Raw genomic sequence first — 19,725 nt, 5'->3', positions numbered from 1 at the left:
CCTGCGAGCAGGGGCCGCATTTGCGTCCGCGGTCCTCGCACACGAAGCGAATATCACATGCCCACAGGTTGATTGCATCGCGCATCTATCTTTATAGTTGCTTGCTGCAAGCAACCAAAGGAACCACCATGCCCAGCCCCACTGTGAGCACCGAAGTCGCCGCCGAGCTGGCGAATGATCTGGTGCACGTCGTGAAGAAATTGTCGGCGCTGCGCCACCTGCGGCCCCGCTTCCACCCCGCGATCGATGCGTCTGCCTATCCCGTGTTGATCGCCCTGACCCGCGGCGACCATCGGGTGTCAGCGATCGCGGCGAGCGTCCACTCCGACGTGTCGACCGTCAGCCGCCAGGTGAGCCACCTCGTGAGCGCAGGTGTTGCCGAGAAGGTGGCGGATCCGGACGACGGCCGTGCCCAGGTCGTCCGCCTCACCGCCGAAGGACACGACATCCGCGATCAGCTGGCCACAAGTCGCGCGCAGTGGTTCCAATCCATGCTGCAGGGCTGGACGACCGACGAGGTCACCGAGTTCACCCGGTACCTGTCCCGGTTCGACCAAGCCCTCACCCACGAACTCGACCAACGAAACACCACCGGAAAGGAGGACGCATGACCGCCGCCACCGCAACGACCAAGCCCGGGAAGCCGTCCAACGGCGAGTACTCGCACCAGCAGATCCTGCGGATCCTCACGGGCCTGCTGATGGGAATGTTCCTCGCAGCGCTCGACCAGACCATCGTCTCCACCGCGATCCGCACCATCGGCGACGAACTGCACGGCCTCTCGATGCAGGCCTGGGTGACGACCGCCTACCTGATCACGTCCACCATCGCCACACCGATCTACGGCAAGCTCGGCGACCTCTACGGCCGCAAGAAGCTCTTCCTCTTTGCGATCAGCGTCTTCATCATCGGCTCGTTCGCCTGCGCGTTCGCCGGTTCGATGACCCAACTCGCCATCTTCCGAGCGGTGCAAGGCGTGGGCGCCGGCGGCCTGTTCACCCTCGCCCTGGCAATCATCGGAGACATCGTCGCCCCACGTGAGCGCGCGAAGTACACCGGCTACTTCATGGCTGTCTTCGCCACGTCCTCCGTGCTCGGCCCGGTCGTGGGTGGCCTATTCGCCGAGACCAGCTCGATCCTCGGGATCACCGGCTGGCGCTGGGTCTTCCTGGTGAACGTCCCGCTCGGTATCGCCGCGCTCTTCGTGGTCAGCCGCACGCTGCAACTGCACCACGTCCGCCGCGAGGCCCGCATCGACTGGTGGGGCGCCGTCGCGCTGGTCGTCGCGCTCGTCCCGCTGCTGACCGTGGCCGAACAGGGCCGCGAATGGGGCTGGACGTCCGGACGTTCGCTCGCCGCGTACGCCATCGGCATCGTCGGCATCGTCGCCTTCGTGCTCATCGAGCGGGCCATGGGCGACAACGCACTGATCCCGTTGCGCATCTTCCGCATCCGCGCAGCCAGCGTCACGATCGTCGCGTCGGTGATCGTCGGTCTGGCGATGTTCGGCGCGATGATGGTGCTGCCGCTCTACATGCAGATCGTGCACGGCGCGTCGCCGATGATGTCGGGCCTGATGATGCTGCCGCTGGTGCTCGGCATGATGAGCGCGGCGATGATCTCCGGCATCATCACGTCCAAGACGGGCGTCATCCGGATCTTCCCGATCATCGGTACGGCCGTCGCGACCGTTGCGATGGTGCTGCTGTGGACCATTGACGCAGACACCAACCTGGCGATCGTCATGGCGTTCATGCTGCTGCTCGGCATCGGTATCGGTAACTGCATGCAGCCGCTGACGCTCATCGTGCAGAACGCCGTGCCGCCGCAGGAGATCGGCGTCGCCACCTCGGCAGCGACCTTCTTCCGCCAGCTCGGCGGAACGCTCGGCGTCGCGGTCTTCCTGTCGATCCTGTTCAGCACGGTCGGCGACAAGATCTCCTCCGCATTCAAGACCGAAATGCCCGCGATCCAGCAGGCCGTCAAGGCTGACCCGTCGCTGCTGCAGAACCCCTACAACGCCGGTGTCATCAAGGGCGACACGACGCTGATGGCGAAGGTGCAGGACGATTCGTCGATCATCGGCAAGATGTCGGACGTCGTCGCGCACCCCTTCAAGGTCGGATTCGCCGACTCGATCTCACAGATCTTCATCGCGGCTGCCGCCGTGATGCTGGTGGGCTTCTTCGTGACGATGCTGATGCCCAAGGTCGAACTACGGGCGCAGTCGGCGTCCGCCGCGATACGCACCCAGGACGGCGAGTCGGCTGCTCCTGCTGCGGCTGGTGCCGCCTCGGTCGGCGTTGCCAGCGCCGGTGGCACAGAACCTGCGAGTGCTGTCGAGGGCGAAGCAACCTCGGACGGTTGGGCCAGCGAGCCCGGCCCCACCGACGCCGTCCACACCACGGCCGCGGGCGTCTGCGCCGGACAGACTCCGGACGATCTACCGGGTGGCCAGACCTCGGACGAACTGCCGAGCGAGCAAAACTTGTCGCCAAGGCACGCTGCGTCGTCAGACGCGGTTGTCGACGACGAGACGCCGAGCCACACCAAGCCCAAGCACGCGGCCGACTGAGGCTGTTCCCTGGTAGGCGCCGCCGATCTTGCTGCGGCGCTTACCCGGTTGGGGCTTGCCCTCGGGCGCAGACGCGGAGGTTACTGCCCCGCGCGCCGGGTGGAGGCTCACAGTCGCAAAACGCGGCGGTTACTTGCGGGTGCGGCGGTTACAACTACCGCGCCTGCAAATAGCCGCCGCGTTTGTTGCTGGAAGTGCCGCGTTTGCAGCCTTGTCGACTCACGGACTCGCGGACGCTGGGCTCCCGGGCTCGCAGCTGTCCCCTGAGACACCCTCCGCGCGGAAGCCGTCGGCGCATGAGATGAAATGCTGCGTCTGAGGCATCACCACAGTGCGGCTGCCGACCGGCGTCTGGAGATGGACATGCTTGGTTAGGTAGCCGATCGAAGCGGCGCAGGAAATGCCTGCCTGAGGTGGCCGCCACTCAGCACGCACTCGCAGGACCACCTCTGTGGAGCCCTCGCGCGCCTTCACCTCGCGATACCGGAACTCGCTGCAACCCGATACTTCGTGCGTCACGGCGATGACGCTGCCGTCCGGAGACACCGAGTACGCGTAGTCCGAATTGTCCGGCACACTCTTCCACCCCTCGCCCCAGCAGCCGGTAACGACACAGACCATCACGGCCGTACACAACAACTTGCGCATCGCGCACCTCCTGGTTCGGGCGTCCACCCGGCCACGCTGGTCGGAAATCGCAGGCCACTGCAGGAAGAGACGCCCGACGTCCGCCACGGTTGCTTGCTTATCCCTGGCGCAAACGCGGCGTTTCCCGCTGGATGGGCCGCGTTTGCTCATCCCAGGTGACGCGGGTTGCGCGCCTACGATCGATGACGTGGTGATCACCTGGGGTTGGTCGGTCGTCATCGGGTGCCTGCTGCTGATCGCGCTCCCGGTGGCGCTGCAATGGCGCGCCGGCACCGGCCTCGATCGGCAGATCGCCGTCGCCGGACTGCGTTCGATCGTGCAACTGGTTCTCGTCGCGCTGGTCATCGGCGCCGCCATCACGCGGTTGTGGGCGAGCCTGCTGGTGATGGTGGCGATGTTCGTGATGGCGGTGCTGACGAGCGCCAAACGGATCGGCCTCGAGCGTCGGCAGGCGCCCGTCGCCGCGATCGCAATGGGCGCCGGCCTGGTTCCCGTCGTGGCGATCACCACCTTGTCGGGCACGATCCCGTTCGCCGGGGTGGCCCTCATCCCGATCGCCGGGACGGTGATGAACAACATCATGTCGGCGCACACCCTGTTCGGCCGCAACGCCTACGCGGCCCTGCAGGAGCAGCACGAAATCTTCGAGGGCTACCTCGCGCTCGGCCTGCCGCCTCGGGTCGCCGCCCGCGAACTGCTGCACCCGCGCATCCAGGAGGCGCTGGTGCCCGGCATCGACAGCGTCCGCACCGCCGGCATCGTCACCCTGCCCGGCGCCTTCCTCGGCGTGATGCTCGGCGGCGGTTCACCACTTCAGGCCGCGATGGCGCAGGTGATCGTGCTGCTCGGGGTGTTGTGCGCGCAGAGTTGCACCGCGCTGGCGCAGTTCGAATGGATCACCCGCGGGATGTTGGTGCGCGGTGATCTGCGGACGCTGTTCGGGCGCTGAGCCAGCCCAACACAAGCGGCTCAACAGGACCTGAAGGAGGTGCCGGCCGGCTGAAACACCGCACACTTCGAGATCACGCGACCGTCGCGCGTTCGGACGACCTTGCGTCCGAGCGGCGACCCTGATTCACAAGTGTGACCGCCGACGACCGCCATCACTATCGCTGGATCGGTCTCGGCTTCATCACGGATTGCCTCAGGCGTGCAGGTGTTCGGTGTGCGCCGCGGCCACCTGCGCCGTCTCGAGCTGGAAGGTGCAGTGTTCGATGCTGACGTCGTGGTGGGAGGCGACGCAGCCCTGCAGCGCGGCGAGGATCTGCTGCGAATGACCGTCGGTGAAGCACTGGTCGCCGAGCACCACGTGGCTGGTGAGCACGGGCAGGCCGCTGGCCACGGTGGACGCGTGCAGGTCGTGCACGCCGACCACGTGCGGCAGGGAGAGGATGTGTTCGCGAACCTCGTCCAGGTCGAGTCCGGCGGGCGTCGACTCCAGCAGGATGACCGCTGACTCGCGAAGCAGGATGACTGCCCGGGGCAGGATCAACGCGGCGACGAGCAGACCCGCTACTGCGTCGGCACGGGTCCAACCGGTCAGTTGGATGACGACACCGGCAACCAGCACCGCGACCGAACCGAGGGCGTCATTGGCCACCTCGAGGAAGGCCGCGCGCATGTTCAGGTTGTGGCCGCGTCCGCCGGCCAGCACGAACAGTGAGGCCACGTTCGCGGCCAGACCGATCGCTCCGATGACCGCGAGGCTGCCGGACGAGACCTCCGGCGGGTCGATCAGCCGGCGGATGCCCTCGTAGATCGCGTAGCCGCCGACGACCAACAGCACCGCTGCCTGCGCGCCGGCCGCGATCACCTCGGCCCGCTGCCAGCCCCAGGTGCGTCGTGAGGTCGCTGGTCGGGCCATCAGCGTCGCCGCAACCACGGCGACGATCAGACCGACGGAATCGGTGAGCATGTGGGCGGCGTCGACCAGCAGCGCCAGCGAACCGGTGAGCGCCGCACCGACGACCTCGACCACCAGCACCGACAAGGTGATCGCGAGAGCGATCAACAACCGGCTCCGGTTGGCACTCCCGTGTCCGTGGTCGTGCCCGCTCATGCCGAACACACCCCGTCCGCACAACAGTCACAGCCCGCGCCGCAAGCGTCCGCCTCGGACCGCGCCCAGCCGGGCGATGCACAACAACCCTCGCCTCGCCACGCCTCGCGCCCTTCCTTCAGGGCGACTGCGGCGATGACGAGCGCGGCGATCGGATCGGCCCACCACCAACCGAACAAAGCGTTGAGGGCGAGACCGACCAGGAGCACGGCCGACAGGTAGGTGCACAGCAGGGTCTGCTTGGAGTCGGCCACGACGCTGCCCGAACCGAGTTCGCGCCCGGTGCGTCGCTGGGACCACGACAGGAAGGGCATGATCGCCAGCGACAGTGCGGCGATCACCATGCCGATGGTCGAGGCCTCGGGACGCTGCTGGGTCACCAGCGCACGCACGGACTCGACGCCGACAAAGAGTGCGAGCGCCAGGAAAGCTCCGGCCATCAACTTCTGGGCGGTGCGTTCGCGCGATTCGGGCAGGTGGTGCCGGAACTGCCACAGCACGATCAGGCCGCTCGACACCTCCACCGCCGAGTCGAGGCCGAAGCCGATCAGCGAGGTCGAGTCGGCCGCACCGCCCGCGGCCAGCGCGACGACGCATTCGATCGTGTTGTAGACGACGGTGGCGAGGGCGAGCAGCTGCGCCCGACGAATGAGGGCGGCCTTACGGTCCGGACCCGCTGCAATCGTGAGGGTCACCGGCCCGACCCACTGGTCGGGCAGAGCGCCACGGCGTCGCCGGTCGCATCGAGCAACTGCTCGGCGATCTCGAACAAGCTGCGGGTCAGCTCGGGTTCGGCGAGTGAGTAGTAGGTCGACCGCCCCCGCACGCGGGTGCTGAGCAGGCCGCAGTCGCGCAGGCAGGCCAGGTGGGCCGAGACGGTCGACTGGGCGAGGCCGAGGTGCGCGACGAGGTCGGTGACGCGATGTTCACCGAGCAGCAGGTGCTGGACGATCGCGAGTCGACTCGGGTCGGCGAAGGACTTGAACAGGCACGCTGCCGGAGCCAGATCCGGGGTCTGCCGTTCACTCGAACCGCTATCGGGAACCGGCGATAACATCGTCATATGGCGATGTTATTGCGAAGCGGCTGCGACCGGCAAGCCAGGCCGCGAACAGCTCCGCGCGTCCTACTCTCGGACGATGCACTCCCCCGACCTACCGATCCGCACCGAGCGACTCACCCTGCGGGCGATCACGCCTGCCGATGCCGACGCGATGTTGGGCTACAAGTCCATCCCCGAGGTCGTGCGCTTCGTGCCGTACGGCGTGCTGGACCGAGCCGCTGTCGAGGAGAAGATCCGCTCGGTGTGGTCGCGCAGCCAGTTCGACCAGCCCGGGGACGCGGCGTGTTTGGCGGTCGAGGAATCAGCGACCGGTCGACTGATCGGCGACGTGGTCTTCTTCTGGCGCAGCGAGACCGATCGCACCGGCGAGGTCGGCTACATCTTCCATCCGGACGTTACGGGTCGCGGCTACGCGACCGAAGCCGTCCGCGCCCTGCTCGAAGTGGGCTTCGGGCCGATGGGCCTGCACCGGATCATCGCCCGCATCGACGAACGCAACGAGGCGTCCGTGCGCGTCGTGGAGCGGCTCGGCTTCCGGCGGGAGGCCCGCGAGGTCGACAGCATCCTGGTCAAGGGCGAGTGGGCCACGATGCTGACCTACGCGTTGTTGGAGCACGAGTGGGCAGACCCCGAGTTCACGTCTTGACCTCTGGCCGAGAAGTTGCCAACTCGGCGAGATGTGGCACGCCATGACGCGCCAGATGTCGCCGAGTTGTCCAGACGTCGGCCAGTTGGCCAGTTCGCGACTCAGCCTTGGGCGACGGGTTGCTGCAACTCGGTCACCCAGCCCTCCTGCGGCCCCTCGGTGTTGAGGTAGACCTCGCGGCACGGGCCGACCGGTTCCAGACCCTGCGCCGCGACGTACGAGCCGAGTTCGGCCCAGGCCGCCCCGATCCCGTCCATCGCCCCGACATAGGTGGTCGTGACGGCCCGCTCGACCGGTTCGAGGTGGCCCTGCTGCTCGCCCTCGATGCTGGTCGCGAAACCGGCGCCGAAGTGCAACTTCTCACCGTCCCCGCTGTACCAGGCGTACGCGGGGTGCGCCGGACGACCGCCGGCTCGCACCTGGGCGACGACCAGATCCTGGAACATCGGACCGATGACCGGGCCGATCTCGGTCTGGTCGGCGACGACAGCCGTCCGATGACTGAGGGTCAGGGCGGGCAGCGACTTCTCGGTGAACTCCATGGTGGTACTCCCATCCATCCATCGCAGACGTCGCTCGACCTCGTCAAGGCGGCGACGATCGGCATCGATCTGGTCGCGCAGCGCGGCCCGACGTTCGTCGAGCAGGCTGCGAAACCGGTCGGCGTCGACCTGTCCGGCCAGCATCGGATTGATCTGTTCGAGCGTGAACCCGAGGTCCTTCAAACCGAGCAGGGCGTGCACGCGGGACAACTGCCCGGGCTCGTAGAAGCGGTAGCCCGAGTGGTCGTCGACGCGCGCCGGTGACACCAGACCGAGCTGGTCGTAATGACGCAGCATCCGGACCGACACCCCGGCGAGCCGTGCGAAATCTCCGATACTCAACATGACGCCACCTACTCGACTGCCTGACACCGTGTCAGAGTCAACACCCTTGCGTGGTGAAGGGAAGTGGTCACTATTGCGACCACTTCCCTTCACCACGCAAGTCGCTGGATCAGCCCCAGACGAGCGCCTTACCCGGGTCTTCCAGCAACGCCGCGACGTCGGCTAGGAAACGCGAGCCGAGGTCGCCGTCGACCAGGCGGTGGTCGAAGGAGAGCGACAACTGGGTCACCTGGCGCGGCACGATCGTGTCGTTGCCGGACGCGTCCGTCACCACCCAGGGCATCTTGCGGACGGCGCCGAAGCACAGGATCGCGGCCTCGCCCGGGTTGATGATCGGGGTGCCGTTGTCGACGCCGAAGACACCGACGTTGGTGATGGTGATCGAGCCACCGGCCATGTCGGCCGGCGGGGTCTTGCCTTCGCGGGCGGTCTCGACGAGCGAGCCCATCGCGTCCGCCAGCTCGCGCAGGTTCATCCGCTCGGCGTCCTTGATGTTCGGCACGATCAGGCCGCGCGGGGTGGACGCGGCGATGCCGAGGTTCACGTAGTGCTTGACCACGATCTCCTGGGCGGCCTCGTCCCAGCTCGCGTTGATCTCCGGGTTGCGCTTGACCGCGACCAGCAGCGCCTTGGCCAACACCAGCAGCGGGGTGACCTTGACCCCCTTGAACTCGCGGTCGTTCTTCAGCCGCGACACCAGCTCCATCGTGCGAGTCATGTCGACGGTGATGAACTCGGTGACGTGCGGCGCGCTGAACGCCGAGCCGACCATCGCCTGGGCGGTCATCTTGCGGACGCCCTTGATCGGGGTGCGGGTCTCGCGTTCGCCGGGTGCAGTTACGCCTCGGGTTTCGACACCGGACGCTGTTCCTTCGTCACCGCGTCCGGGCTCAACCAGCGATAGGTGGGCCTCGACGTCCGCCCGGGTGATCACGCCGTCCTCGCGGGTGGGCGTGATGGAGGCGAGGTCGACGCCGTTGTCCTTGGCGAACTTGCGCACCGGCGGCTTGGCGAGTGCCTTGCCGCGAGGCGCGCTCTGGCCCACGGGCTCTGCGGGCTCTTGGACCGGAGGCGCCACAGGAGCGACCGGCGCAGGTGGTGCAGATTTCTGGGACGGCGTGGGAGCCGCGGTGCGACGAGCGCGACGCTGCGTGGAGCCGGCGACTGCGCCGTAACCGACGAGATTGGCGACCCGCTCCTCCCCCTCGTCCTCGCCTGCGGACGCCGGGGAAGCAGAGGCTGCTGCAGCAGGAGCGGCCGCAGGAGCAACGTCCGGCTCCGCACCGGCGACCTCGATCGACACGATCGGGCTACCGACGTCCACTGTCGCGCCCTCGTCGACGAGGAGTTCGACGACGGTGCCCTCCCACGGAATCGGCAACTCCACCAACGACTTCGCGGTTTCGATCTCGACGACGATGTCGTTGACCTTCACCTGGTCGCCCGGCTTGATCTTCCAGGTGACGACGTCGGCTTCGACCAGGCCTTCACCCGGGTCGGGCAGGTTGAAAAGCTTCACACCCATCAGTGATCCCCTCAGAACGCGAGCGAGCGGTCGACGGTGTCGAGCACTCGGTCGAGGTCGGGCAGGAAGTGTTCTTCGAAGCGGCTGGGCGGGTAGGGCAGGTTGTACCCGCCGACCCGCAGCACCGGCGCTTCGAGGTGGTAGAAGCACTCCTGCTGGACGAGCGCGGCGAGTTCGGCGCCCATGCCCAGGAAGGTGCTTGCTTCGTGGACGACCACGACCCGGCCGGTCTTCTTCGCCGAGTCGAAGATGGTCTTGCGGTCGAGCGGGGAGAGCGCGCGCAGATCGACCACCTCCAGCGAATGACCTTCTGTCGCAGCAGCTTCGGCGGCCTGCACGCAGGTCTTCACCATCGGGCCGTACGTGAGCAGCGTGAGGTCGGTGCCGGGGCGCACGACGCGCGCGTCGTACAGACCCACCGGCGGCGCATCGAGGTCGACCTCAGCGCGCTCGTGGTAACGACGCTTGGGTTCGTAGAAGATCACCGGATCGTCACTGGCGATCGCCTGCTGGATCATCCAGTACGCGTCAGCCGGGTCGGAGCAGGCGACGACGCGCAGACCGGCGGTGTGCGCGAAGTAGGCCTCGTTCGACTCACTGTGGTGCTCGACCGCGCCGATGCCACCACCGAAAGGCACTCGGATCACCATCGGCAGCTTGAGTGCGCCGAGCGAGCGGTAGTGCATCTTGGAGACCTGGCTGACGATCTGGTCGAACGCCGGGTAGATGAATCCGTCGAACTGGATCTCGACGACCGGGCGGTAGCCGCGCATCGCCAGACCGATCGCGGTGCCGACGATGCCGGCCTCGGCCAGCGGAGTGTCGATGACGCGGTCTTCGCCGAAGTCCTTCTGCAGGCCCTCGGTGATGCGGAAGACGCCACCGAGTTTGCCGACGTCCTCACCCATGAGGATGACCTTCGGGTCGTCCTCCATCGCCTTGCGCAGGCCGGAGTTGAGTCCCTTGGCCAGAGTCATGCGCTGCGTGCTCATCAGTTGCCGCCTTCCTGGACGAAGGAGGCTTGGTAGGCAGCGAACTGCTCACGTTCGGCGTCGATCACGGGGTGCTGGTCGACATAGACCTTGTCGAACATCGTCACCGGCTCCGGGTCAGGCATCTGCTGGCACTCGCGACGAATGCGAGCAGCCAGTTCGTCGGCCTCTTCCTCGAGTTCGGTGAAGAAGGTCGGGTCAGCGTGACCCTTGGTCTCCATGAACCCGCGCATGCGCTTGATCGGATCCTTCTCGCGCCAGATGTCGACCTCAGCCGCCGAGCGGTACTTCGTCGGATCGTCGGACGTGGTGTGCGCACCGAGACGGTAGGTGAACGCCTCGATGAGGGTCGGGCCCTGGCCGGTGCGGGCGGCGTCCATCGCGGCCTTGGCCACGGCGTAGACCGCGAGCACGTCGTTGCCGTCGACGCGGACGCCGGGGAAGCCGAAGCCGCGAGCGCGCTGGTAGGGCGGGATGCGGAACTGCTTGTAATTGGGCTCGGAGATGGCCCACTGGTTGTTCTGAATGAAGAAGACCAACGGCGCGTTCGCGACGCTCGCGAAAACGAGCGCCTCGTTGTAATCGCCTTGCGCGGTGCCACCGTCGCCGGTGAAGGCCATCACGGCTGCGTCCCGGTCGGGGTTGCCTGTGCCCACGACGCCGTCACGCTGCATGCCCATCGCGTAACCGGTGGCATGCAGCATCTGGTTGCCGATGACGATCGTGTAGAGGTGGAAGTTGTTCTGGTTGGAGTCCCAGCCGCCGTGGTTGACGCCGCGGAACATGCCCAACAGGTTCACCGGGTCGACGCCGCGGCACCACGCCACGCCGTGCTCGCGGTAGCCGGGGAAGGCGTAGTCCTGCGGGCGCAGGGCGCGTCCGGCACCGACCTGCGCGGCTTCCTGCCCGAGCAGCGAGGGCCACAGACCCAGTTCGCCCTGACGCTGCAGTGCATGACCCTCGGCGTCCATGCGGCGCACGAGCACGAGGTCGCGGTACATCGAGCGCGCGTCTTCGGAGGTCATGTCCTCGACGATCTGCGCGTAGGGCTCGTTGGCCTCGCAGGTGGGCAGACGGTTGCCGTCGCCGTCGACGAACTGGACCATGTCGGGTCCACCGTCGGTGATGTCGTGTTCCATGCTGGGCGCCACTGTTGTCTCGTGATGCATGGTGTGCCGGGCATCGGCGTTCACGCCGGGACTGCTCGACACATCGGTGGGGTCGGACACTGCCACTCCTCGAAGCTCGCTGCCGACGCACGGGGGTGACCGCTCGGTCGACACTTGGCTGACACGGCCTTATGACGTGGATCACATCGGTGGCCGCGACCGAGGCTACTCGGCGGCCTCACGAACTCGCGAGTCAGGGTTGAGACACACCGAGTGGCCGGGTTATGAAGCAGTGGCCGAGGAATAGCCCGACCACTGATTCACAGCCCGGCCACTCGATGCGCAGAGGTCAGCGGGCGAGGAAGGCTTCGCACACCTCGATCAGTCGGTCGTTGGCCTCGGTCTCGCCGATGGAGCAGCGAACACCGTCGCCGTCGAAGGGTCGCACCACCAGGCCGGCCTGGTCGGCGGCCGCAGCGAACGCCATCGCGTCGTCACCCAGGGGCAGCCACACAAAGTTGGCCTGGGAGTCGGGCACCTTCCAGCCCTGCTCGGTCAGCACCTGCAGCACACGTTCGCGCTCGGTCATGAGTGCGTCGACGCGCTCCTGCAACTCGTCGTAGGCGTCCAGGCTCGCGATCGCGGCGTCCTGGGCGATGGTGCTGACGCCGAACGGGACGGCTGCCTTGCGCAGCGCCTCGGCCACCGGCTCGTGCGCGACGCAGTAGCCGACGCGGAGGCCGGCGAGGCCGTAGGCCTTGGAGAACGTCCGCAGCACAGCGACATTCGGGTGGTCGCGGAAGATCGCCATGGCGTCGATCTGGTGGCCGGGTTCGACGAACTCCAGGTACGCCTCGTCGATCACCACGAGGACGTCGGTCGGCACCTTCGCGATGAACTCGCGCAGTTCCTTTTCAGTGGCGCTCGGACCCGTCGGGTTGTTGGGCGTGCACACGATCACCAGACGGGTGCGATCGGTGATCGCGGCGGCCATGGCGTCCAGGTCGTGGCGGGCTTGCGAATCCAGCGGGACCTGAACCGCTTTCGCGCCCGCCAGCGCAGCCACGATCGGGTAGGCCTCGAAAGAGCGCCACGCGAAGACCATCTCGTCGCCGGGATCGCAGGTGATCTGAACCAGCGTCCCGAGAATGCCGACACTCCCGGTGCCCGTCGCGATCTCGTCCGGGGTCACGCCCCAACGCTCGGCGAGCTTCTCGGAGAGCTCACGCACGGCCATGTCGGGATACCGGTTCATCCGGCCGGCAGTCTCACGGACGGCATCCAGCACCGAAGGCAGTGGCGGGTAAGGGTTCTCGTTGGAGGAGATCTTGTAGGTGACCAGATCTTCACGGGGTGCGGCTGGCTTGCCGGCCTTGTAGGCGGGGACCGCGGCCAGGGTGTCGCGCAGGCGCACGCGCTGAGTGTCGCTCATGGCGCCAATCTACGACCCCCGTGTGATCTGAGTCTCGCCCACCTCACGCCCCGTGACGGCGACACGAATCCGAGACATTCGCGGGAGACACTGGTGACATGAAGAACTTCCTGATCCGACTCGTCGTCAACGCCGTCGCGCTCTGGGCCGCCGCCGGACTGATCTCCGGTATCCACCTGGCCGAGGGCGCGGCCGACAACTCCGCGAAGATCAGGACGATCCTGCTCGTCGCGTTGGTCTTCGGGGTCATCAACGCCCTGCTGAAGCCGATCGCCACCTTCTTCTCGTTCCCGGTGATCATCGTGACGCTGGGTCTGTTCATGATCATCGTCAACGCGGCGATGCTGCAGCTCACCTCGTGGTTCGCCGGCAAGCTCGACCTCGCCTTCCACGTCGACCACTTCTTCTGGGACGCCGTGCTCGGCGCGTGCGTCATCGCGGTGGTCGGCATGATCGCCAACATGGTGTTGCCGGAGAAGCACGAGGTCTGAGCCTCACTGGTCGAGCGGGCGGCCGTCCTCCAGGTAGACCGGGACGTCGGACGCGAGCGCCTGCTCGACCACCCGCACGGTGTAGTCGGCGACGTGCTGCCCCAGGTCGTGCGGCGCCACCCAGTGGACGGCACGAATCTCCCTGGGCTGCAACGATTGCGGCGGACTGTCCAGCTCGACATCGAAGACGAACAACGTCGCGTCGTCCCACCCGCGCCACGGCGGCAACCAGCTGACGGCGGCGAGCCCGGTGACGGTGGCGTCGACTTCCAGCTCTTCCTTCAGCTCCCGCACGACAGCCGTAGCGGGTGATTCGTGGGGGTCGACGACGCCGCCGGGAAGATCCCAGAAACACTTGTAGACCAACTCGCACAACAGGATCCGGCCCTGCTCGTCGCGGACGATTGCCTGCGCGATGCAGCGCTTGGTGGGCAGCGTGGAGTTGAGGACGGCGGTGAACGTCGATCGGTCGGCCAGGGGCGGATCGGTTGCCACCCGAGCGAATTGGACGAGATCGACGCCGTCACCCCCGCCGCCGCGGACAACGCCTTCCTTGCGCAATCCGGCGCGCGAGGCGATGCGCAGGTTGGGCTTGTCGTCGGACGCCACCCGCCCCTGCACGCGGTGCAGCCCGAGTTCACCGAAGGCGTGCTCGACCATTGCGTCGAGACCGCGGACGGCGAGCCGCTCGTCCACGTCGTCGAAGTGCCAGGTGAGCCCGCCATCGTCCGAGACCGACGTCGTGCCGATCACCGCACCGGCCGAGACGATCTCGTACTCGTCGCCGGCAGTTCGAATCGTCAGGTCGTCACTCACGATCCCGACGCTAACCCACCGACGAAGCCGAGATCAGACGTGGCGTCGCGTGGTGATCACCCGGAAGCGTCCGGCCACGAAGGCGCTGTCGGCGTAGGCCGCGTTGGCCGCCGGGTTGGCGCCGGTGCCGTGGTAATCGCTGAACGCTGCCGTCTGGTTGACGAAGACCTGGCCGAGCAGGTTCTCCGAGAGCGCGACCCCTGCGTCCATCGCTGCTTCGCGTGCCTGGTCGAGCACGCCTTCATCGGTGGAGTAGACCGCCGCGGTCATGGCGCCGTGCTGGCGCACGGTGTCGCGGAAGGTCGCCAGCGACTGCTCGGTGCCGTCGGTGCCGATCAGGAAGGTGACGGGGCCGAACTGTTCGGTGGTGTAGGCGTCCGAGGCTTCGACGTCGACACCGATCAGGCCCGGGGTGCGGACGACGGCGTCCGGGTACTTCGGGTGGGTCACCTCGCGCGAATCGGCCACGACCGAGCCACCGGCGTCGGAGGCGATCTTGTCGAGCGAACCGGCCCGGGCGCGCACGTCGTCGTTGACGGTGGCGCCGAGCACCTCGACCGCCTTGGCGTCATCGCCGGTGAGGCCGCCGATCGCGCCGGCCAACTTGGTGCCGAACTCCTCGAACGACAGGTGACCTTCGTCGGTGTCGATGCCGGCCTTGGGCAGGTAGATGTTCTGCGGGGTGGTGCACATCTGCCCGGTGTAGAGGCTGAGCGAGAAGGCCAGGTTGCCCAGCATCGCCTTCACGTTGTCGGTGGAATCGACCACGACGGTGTTGACGCCGGCCTTCTCGGTGTAGACCTGCTGACCGCGCGCCGCACCCTCACGCTCCAACCACGCACCGAAGCTGGGGCCACCGGTGTAGTCGATGATCTTCACCTCGGGACGCTCGGCCAGCACCTTCGCCAGCCCCTCCCCCTGGGCCTCCGGCGCCAACTGCACGAGCTCGGGGTGGAAACCGTTGTCGCGCAACACCTTCTGCAACACCTCGACGGTGATCGCGAGCGGCAGGACGGCGCTCGGGTGCGGCTTGATGACGACCGGGTTGCCGGTGGCCAACGAGGCGAAGATGCCCGGGTAGGCGTTCCAGGTGGGGAAGGTGTTGCAGCCGATCACGAGGCCGACGCCGCGCGCCACCACGTGGTAGTCCTTCTGCATCCGCGTCGGTTCGCCGCGTCCCGGCTTCTCCCAGGTGACACTCGCCGGCACGCGCGCCTGCTCGACGTACGCAGCCGCAACTGCTTCGAGGCCGCGGTCCTGCGCCTGCGGGCCGCCGGCTTGGAAGGCCATCACGAAGGGCTGGCCAGAGGTGTGCTGCACGGCGTTGGCGATCTCGAACGACCGCTTATTGAGCTGCTCCAGCGCCTCGACGAGCACCACCGCACGACGGCGGGGGCCGGCGTTCCGCCAGGACGGCATGGCTGCGCCCGCGGCGTCCATCGCCCCCTTCACGTCGAGGTGGGGATAGGCAACGTCCAGCGTCGGGCCGTACGGTGACTTCTCTTCGCCGACCCACTCGCCGTCGAAGGCGCCAGCAAGACCCTCGAACTTCTTGCCGAGCAACGACTCATACGCCGAAAGTCCTTCAGCGGCAGCGTTTTCGCCGTAGACCCGCGGAGACGGCGACTCGGGATAACGCGAGTAGTAGGAGCGCTCGGCGAGTGCCTTGTGGGCCTCGTCGAGCACGTGCTCGGCGGTCTTCTCGGGCGTGGCGGTGGCGTTGTCTGCAGCAGTCACGCGTCTCATCGTAGCCGCCGATGTGTTACAGATCACATGCAGATATGCAACTATGCGTCACATGGCTTCATCGGATCTCTCCCACGTCCGCAAGATGTGGCGCGACGATCGCGCCTCGGCAGCGCTCGGCATCGAGTTGGTCGATGTCGGAGTGCGCGACGGCCTCGGGTTCGCCGAGACGACCATGCCGATCGGACGCGAGGAGGTGAACGGCCACGACATCGCCCACGGCGGCTACCTCTTCACCCTCGCCGACTCCACCTTCGCGTTGGCCTGCAATGCCTCCGGCCAGCTGACCGTGGCCTCCGGAGCCGACATCAGCTTCATCGCCAGCGCCCGCCTGGGTGACGAATTGCGTTGTGTCGCAGTCGAACGCGCCCGCTTCGGGCGCAGCGGCATCACCGACGTCACCGTCACCCGGGTGGCTGACGGAGCCCTCATCGCCGAGTTCCGTGGCCGTTCGCGCTCTCTGCCCGACCGCATCGCACAGAAGGAGCGCTCATGAGCTTGCCCCCGATCAGCGACGACTCCACGCTGCTGGACGACGGCGAACGTCTCTCCATCGATCAGCTGCGCGCAGTGCAGTTGGAGCGCCTGCAGCAGACCGTGGCGAACGCCTACGCGAACGTGCCGCACTACCGGAAGTCGCTGGACGACAAGGGTGTTCACCCCGAAGACATCAAGGCGCTGGACGACATCTGGCTGCTGCCGTTCACCGAGAAGGCTGACCTGCGGGCCAACTACCCGTTCGGGCTCTTCGCCGTGCCGCGCGAACAAGTGGTGCGGCTGCACGCGTCCAGCGGCACCACCGGAAAGCCGACCGTTGTCGGCTACACCGCGGCCGACATCTCCACCTGGGCCGATCTGGTGGCGCGCTGCCTGCGAGCAGCGGGCGTGCGTGCGGGCGACATCGTGCAGGTGGCCTATGGCTACGGCCTGTTCACCGGCGGGCTCGGTGCTCATTACGGCGCAGAACGCCTGGGCTGCACCGTGATTCCGATCTCCGGTGGCCAGACCGACAAGCAGATCCAGCTGCTGCAGGATTTCGGCGCACGGGCGATCATGGTCACACCGTCGTACTTCCTGTCGGTGCTCGACGAGCTCGAGAAGCGCGGCATCGACCCGGCCACGCTCCCACTCGAGGTCGGCGTCTTCGGCGCCGAGCCGTGGACGAACGCGATGCGCGAGGAAATCGAGCGGCGCGGTCAGATGCACGCCACCGACATCTACGGGCTGTCGGAGGTGATGGGTCCGGGCGTCGCGCAGGAGTGCGTCGAGAGCAAGGACGGCCTGCACATCTGGGAAGACCACTTCTACCCCGAGATCGTGAATCCACTGACCGGCGAACCGGTGCCGGACGGCCAGGTGGGCGAGCTGGTCTTCACCTCGCTGACCAAACAGGCGTTGCCGATCCTGCGCTACCGGACGCGTGACCTCACCAAGCTGCTATCCGGCACCGCTCGGCCGTCGATGCGCCGCATGGAGAAGGTGACCGGCCGCTCCGACGACCTGATGATCGTGCGCGGCGTCAACGTCTTCCCCACGCAGATCGAGGAGATCGTGCTGGAGATCCCGGGCCTGACGCCGTACTTCCAGTGCGTGCTCACCCGCCCGGGCCGGATGGACGAACTCACGATCAATGTCGAGGGCGAGCAGGGGCTGTCGCAGGACGACCGGGCGCGGCTGGCGCAGCAGGTGGCTCACACGGTGAAATCGCGGATCGGCACGACCGCCAAGGTCAACGTCGTCGGCCCGGACGGCATCGAACGCTCCGTCGGCAAGGCCCGCCGCATCATCGACTCGCGCTCCGACCGTTGAGCTTTCAGCCGCGTAGCGGGCGGATGCGCTTGAGCTCGTCCAGGAACCGGTCGACCGACAACGCCTCGTAACCGGCGCGGCCGGCTCGCGGGGGGTAGAAGCGCACACTGTCGATGTCGGGCAGCGCCTCGCCCTTGCCCATGGCCAGCAGCACCTCGTCCAGGAACTTGTCGACCTCGTCCTCGGCGTAGCCGCGTTTGCCGCGGGCCGGCCGGAAGTTCGATTCACGCACCCAGTCCATCTGCTGGGGCGTCCACGAGAGCCGGACATCGGACGCCACCACAGGGGCCGCGACGGCCGACGCGGAGTGGGCCAACAACTCGTCCTGCCACTGCGCGATGTGCCCGAAGAGTGCGTCCACCGCTTCGACCGTGTAACCCTCACGCAGCGAACTACGACGCAGCCCCGTCGCCGGCACGGGCGGCACCTGCCGACGCGAGCGCATGAGAGCGACGGTGTGTTGCAGCACCCTGTCGACGTCGTCGCAGTTGTAGCCGCCGCGCTTCTTGGCCAGGCGGGCATTACTCACGACGGCGACGTGTTCGGGGGTCCACGGCACGGCAGTCACGAGAGCCATCTTGGCACCGTAAGGTGACGCACATGCATGTGCTCGTCGCCGGTGGTGCCGGCTACATCGGTTCACACACCGTCGTCCAGCTCAAGAGGGCGGGCCACGACGTCACCATCGTGGACGACTTCGACAACAGCAAGGCCACCGCCGTTGCGCGCCTCGAAGAACTCACCGGTGGCCATCTGCCGCTGCACGCGTTCGACCTGTGCGACCCCGACAAGACCGAGGCGCTGTTCGCGTCGGAGCGCTTCGACGCGGTGATCCATTTCGCCGGCCACAAGGCGGTGGGTGAGAGCGTCAGCGAGCCGCTGAAGTACTACCGCAACAACCTCGACAGCACCTTCTCGTTGGTGCGGGCGATGAAAGCACACGGCGTCCACCGTCTGGTGTTCTCCTCCTCGGCGACCGTCTACGGCGACGCCGCGCCGCAGCCCTGCCAGGAGGAGTTCACCCCGCTGCAGTCCGGCGGCGGCCCCTACGGCTGGACGAAGGTGATGAACGAGCAGATTCTGGCCGACGTCGCCCGGGCCACGCCTGATCTGAAGGTCGCGCTGCTGCGCTATTTCAACCCGGTGGGAGCGCACCCGTCGGGCACGATCGGCGAAGACCCGCAGGGCATCCCCAACAACCTCATGCCGTTCATCTCGCAGGTGGCGGTCGGACGTCGCGAGAAGCTGACTGTTTTCGGCGACGACTACCCCACCGCCGACGGCACCTGCGAGCGCGACTACATCCACGTCGAAGACCTCGCCGCCGGTCACCTCGCCGCCTTGGAGCACATCGACGCGATGACCGAGCCGGTGCGCGCATTCAACCTCGGCTCCGGTGTGCCCACCTCGGTGCTCGGCATGATCAAGGCCTTCGAGGCCGCCACCGGTGTGCCAGTGCCCTACGAGATCGGTCCGCGCCGCGACGGCGACCTGCCCATCACGTACGCCGACCCCAGCCGCGCCCTAGCCGAACTCGGCTGGCGCACAACGAAGTCGGTCGAAGACATGTGTGCCGACACGTGGCGCTGGCAGTCGGCCAATCCACAGGGCTATCCCGACTGAGAGCGCCAACTGTCGCATCTTGCGAGCATTGTGCGACATGTGCTGGGCGATCACGTGCAGGAAACCGACGGCCTGCAGCTGCTCAACCTCTGACGGCGGTTGGCGATCGATCGACTGCCGATGACTGGGCTCCTTCCCCGCGTGTGGGAGTTGCGCCACAGCCTCACTGCATACGACGCATTCTTCGTGGCCGCCGCCGAGACGCTCGATGTTCCGCTGGTTACCGCTGACCGCCGGCTTGCGAACGCCACCGGCCCTCTCTGCCAGATCACTCTCATCGCTCGCTGACCACCCACCTCTGCGG

General features: G+C 67.1%; 20 protein-coding genes. 9 read left to right on the top strand and 11 right to left on the bottom strand.

What is annotated here, in order from left to right; translation table 11 throughout:
• Positions 1-128: 128 nt before the first annotated feature.
• From J5M86_RS00925 to J5M86_RS00915, 3 genes are all read left to right on the top strand, one after another.
• A complete protein-coding gene (locus J5M86_RS00925; RefSeq protein WP_188059990.1) occupies positions 129-611 on the top strand; it encodes a MarR family winged helix-turn-helix transcriptional regulator in 483 nt (160 codons plus the stop codon).
• The gene (locus J5M86_RS00920) at positions 608-2,575 is read left to right on the top strand and encodes an MDR family MFS transporter (RefSeq protein ID WP_188059991.1); all 1,968 of its coding nucleotides are present in this window, start codon (positions 608-610) and stop codon (positions 2,573-2,575) included. Before J5M86_RS00925 ends, J5M86_RS00920 begins: the two co-directional genes overlap by 4 nt.
• Positions 2,576-3,410: 835 nt before the next feature.
• A complete protein-coding gene (locus tag J5M86_RS00915) occupies positions 3,411-4,172 on the top strand; it encodes an ABC transporter permease (RefSeq protein WP_188059992.1) in 762 nt (253 codons plus the stop codon).
• Between the two features lie 195 nt (positions 4,173-4,367).
• Here the strand turns inward: J5M86_RS00915 and J5M86_RS00910 are convergent, their stop codons facing one another.
• Genes J5M86_RS00910 through J5M86_RS00900 form a run of 3 tightly spaced genes read right to left on the bottom strand, consistent with a single transcriptional unit; the run spans position 4,368 to position 6,345 of the window.
• Positions 4,368-5,282 carry a cation diffusion facilitator family transporter gene (locus J5M86_RS00910; RefSeq protein WP_188059993.1) on the bottom strand — a complete coding sequence of 305 codons (915 nt, stop codon included), beginning with the start codon at positions 5,280-5,282 and terminating at the stop codon, positions 4,368-4,370.
• Complete coding sequence (locus J5M86_RS00905) at positions 5,279-5,977, bottom strand: cation diffusion facilitator family transporter (protein ID WP_188059994.1); 699 nt, start codon at positions 5,975-5,977, stop codon at positions 5,279-5,281. Before J5M86_RS00905 ends, J5M86_RS00910 begins: the two co-directional genes overlap by 4 nt.
• Entirely contained in the window at positions 5,974-6,345 is a 372-nt protein-coding gene (locus J5M86_RS00900) for a helix-turn-helix transcriptional regulator (protein ID WP_188059995.1), read from the bottom strand. The genes J5M86_RS00905 and J5M86_RS00900 overlap by 4 nt, the downstream gene beginning before the upstream one ends.
• Positions 6,346-6,421: 76 nt before the next feature.
• Between J5M86_RS00900 and J5M86_RS00895 the strand changes: the two genes are divergently transcribed.
• Positions 6,422-6,991 carry a GNAT family N-acetyltransferase gene (locus J5M86_RS00895; RefSeq protein ID WP_188059996.1) on the top strand — a complete coding sequence of 190 codons (570 nt, stop codon included), beginning with the start codon at positions 6,422-6,424 and terminating at the stop codon, positions 6,989-6,991.
• Positions 6,992-7,092: 101 nt separating this feature from the next.
• Here J5M86_RS00895 and J5M86_RS00890 read toward each other — a convergent pair whose 3' ends face one another.
• The 5 genes from J5M86_RS00890 to hisC form a co-directional block, all read right to left on the bottom strand.
• On the bottom strand, positions 7,093-7,878 hold the full coding sequence (locus J5M86_RS00890; protein WP_188059997.1) for a MerR family transcriptional regulator: 786 nt from the start codon (positions 7,876-7,878) through the stop codon (positions 7,093-7,095).
• A 109-nt stretch (positions 7,879-7,987) separates the two neighbouring features.
• The gene (locus tag J5M86_RS00885; protein ID WP_188059998.1) at positions 7,988-9,403 is read right to left on the bottom strand and encodes a dihydrolipoamide acetyltransferase family protein; all 1,416 of its coding nucleotides are present in this window, start codon (positions 9,401-9,403) and stop codon (positions 7,988-7,990) included.
• 11 nt (positions 9,404-9,414) lie between these two features.
• Complete coding sequence (locus J5M86_RS00880) at positions 9,415-10,395, bottom strand: alpha-ketoacid dehydrogenase subunit beta (RefSeq protein ID WP_188059999.1); 981 nt, start codon at positions 10,393-10,395, stop codon at positions 9,415-9,417.
• Positions 10,395-11,564 carry a pyruvate dehydrogenase (acetyl-transferring) E1 component subunit alpha gene (gene pdhA, locus J5M86_RS00875; protein WP_188060016.1) on the bottom strand — a complete coding sequence of 390 codons (1,170 nt, stop codon included), beginning with the start codon at positions 11,562-11,564 and terminating at the stop codon, positions 10,395-10,397. Before pdhA ends, J5M86_RS00880 begins: the two co-directional genes overlap by 1 nt.
• A gap of 289 nt (positions 11,565-11,853) precedes the next feature.
• Positions 11,854-12,936 (bottom strand): histidinol-phosphate transaminase, encoded by a 1,083-nt coding sequence (hisC, locus tag J5M86_RS00870; protein WP_188060000.1) that lies wholly within the window; start codon positions 12,934-12,936, stop codon positions 11,854-11,856.
• 98 nt (positions 12,937-13,034) lie between these two features.
• Here hisC and J5M86_RS00865 point away from each other — a divergent pair, with 98 nt between their 5' ends.
• Positions 13,035-13,427 carry a phage holin family protein gene (locus J5M86_RS00865; protein ID WP_188060001.1) on the top strand — a complete coding sequence of 131 codons (393 nt, stop codon included), beginning with the start codon at positions 13,035-13,037 and terminating at the stop codon, positions 13,425-13,427.
• A gap of 3 nt (positions 13,428-13,430) precedes the next feature.
• Here the strand turns inward: J5M86_RS00865 and J5M86_RS00860 are convergent, their stop codons facing one another.
• Together J5M86_RS00860 and paaN are read right to left on the bottom strand one after the other, a co-directional pair.
• Positions 13,431-14,243 carry an NUDIX hydrolase gene (locus tag J5M86_RS00860; protein ID WP_244328406.1) on the bottom strand — a complete coding sequence of 271 codons (813 nt, stop codon included), beginning with the start codon at positions 14,241-14,243 and terminating at the stop codon, positions 13,431-13,433.
• A gap of 33 nt (positions 14,244-14,276) precedes the next feature.
• A complete protein-coding gene (gene paaN / locus J5M86_RS00855; protein WP_188060002.1) occupies positions 14,277-15,989 on the bottom strand; it encodes a phenylacetic acid degradation protein PaaN in 1,713 nt (570 codons plus the stop codon).
• 52 nt (positions 15,990-16,041) lie between these two features.
• On the opposite strand from paaN, the gene J5M86_RS00850 reads away from it, so the two are divergent.
• The gene (locus J5M86_RS00850; RefSeq protein ID WP_208965070.1) at positions 16,042-16,485 is read left to right on the top strand and encodes a hotdog fold thioesterase; all 444 of its coding nucleotides are present in this window, start codon (positions 16,042-16,044) and stop codon (positions 16,483-16,485) included.
• Positions 16,482-17,798, top strand: coding sequence for a phenylacetate--CoA ligase PaaK (gene paaK, locus J5M86_RS00845; protein ID WP_188060003.1), 1,317 nt, complete (start codon positions 16,482-16,484; stop codon positions 17,796-17,798). The genes J5M86_RS00850 and paaK overlap by 4 nt, the downstream gene beginning before the upstream one ends.
• Before the next feature lie 4 nt (positions 17,799-17,802).
• Here the strand turns inward: paaK and J5M86_RS00840 are convergent, their stop codons facing one another.
• Positions 17,803-18,375: a DivIVA domain-containing protein gene (locus J5M86_RS00840; RefSeq protein WP_188060004.1), complete on the bottom strand. Its 573-nt coding sequence runs from the start codon at positions 18,373-18,375 to the stop codon at positions 17,803-17,805.
• 23 nt (positions 18,376-18,398) lie between these two features.
• On the opposite strand from J5M86_RS00840, the gene galE reads away from it, so the two are divergent.
• Both galE and J5M86_RS00830 read left to right on the top strand, forming a co-directional pair.
• A complete protein-coding gene (galE, locus tag J5M86_RS00835; protein WP_188060005.1) occupies positions 18,399-19,421 on the top strand; it encodes a UDP-glucose 4-epimerase GalE in 1,023 nt (340 codons plus the stop codon).
• Positions 19,422-19,541: 120 nt separating this feature from the next.
• A complete protein-coding gene (locus J5M86_RS00830) occupies positions 19,542-19,709 on the top strand; it encodes a type II toxin-antitoxin system VapC family toxin (protein WP_188060006.1) in 168 nt (55 codons plus the stop codon).
• Positions 19,710-19,725 lie beyond the last annotated feature (16 nt).

This window comes from Yimella sp. cx-51 (genome assembly GCF_017654605.1).
Taxonomy (GTDB): Bacteria; Actinomycetota; Actinomycetes; order Actinomycetales; family Dermatophilaceae; genus Yimella.
The sequence above is the reverse complement of the archived record's forward strand: the minus strand, read 5'-3'. Positions and strand labels throughout refer to the sequence as shown.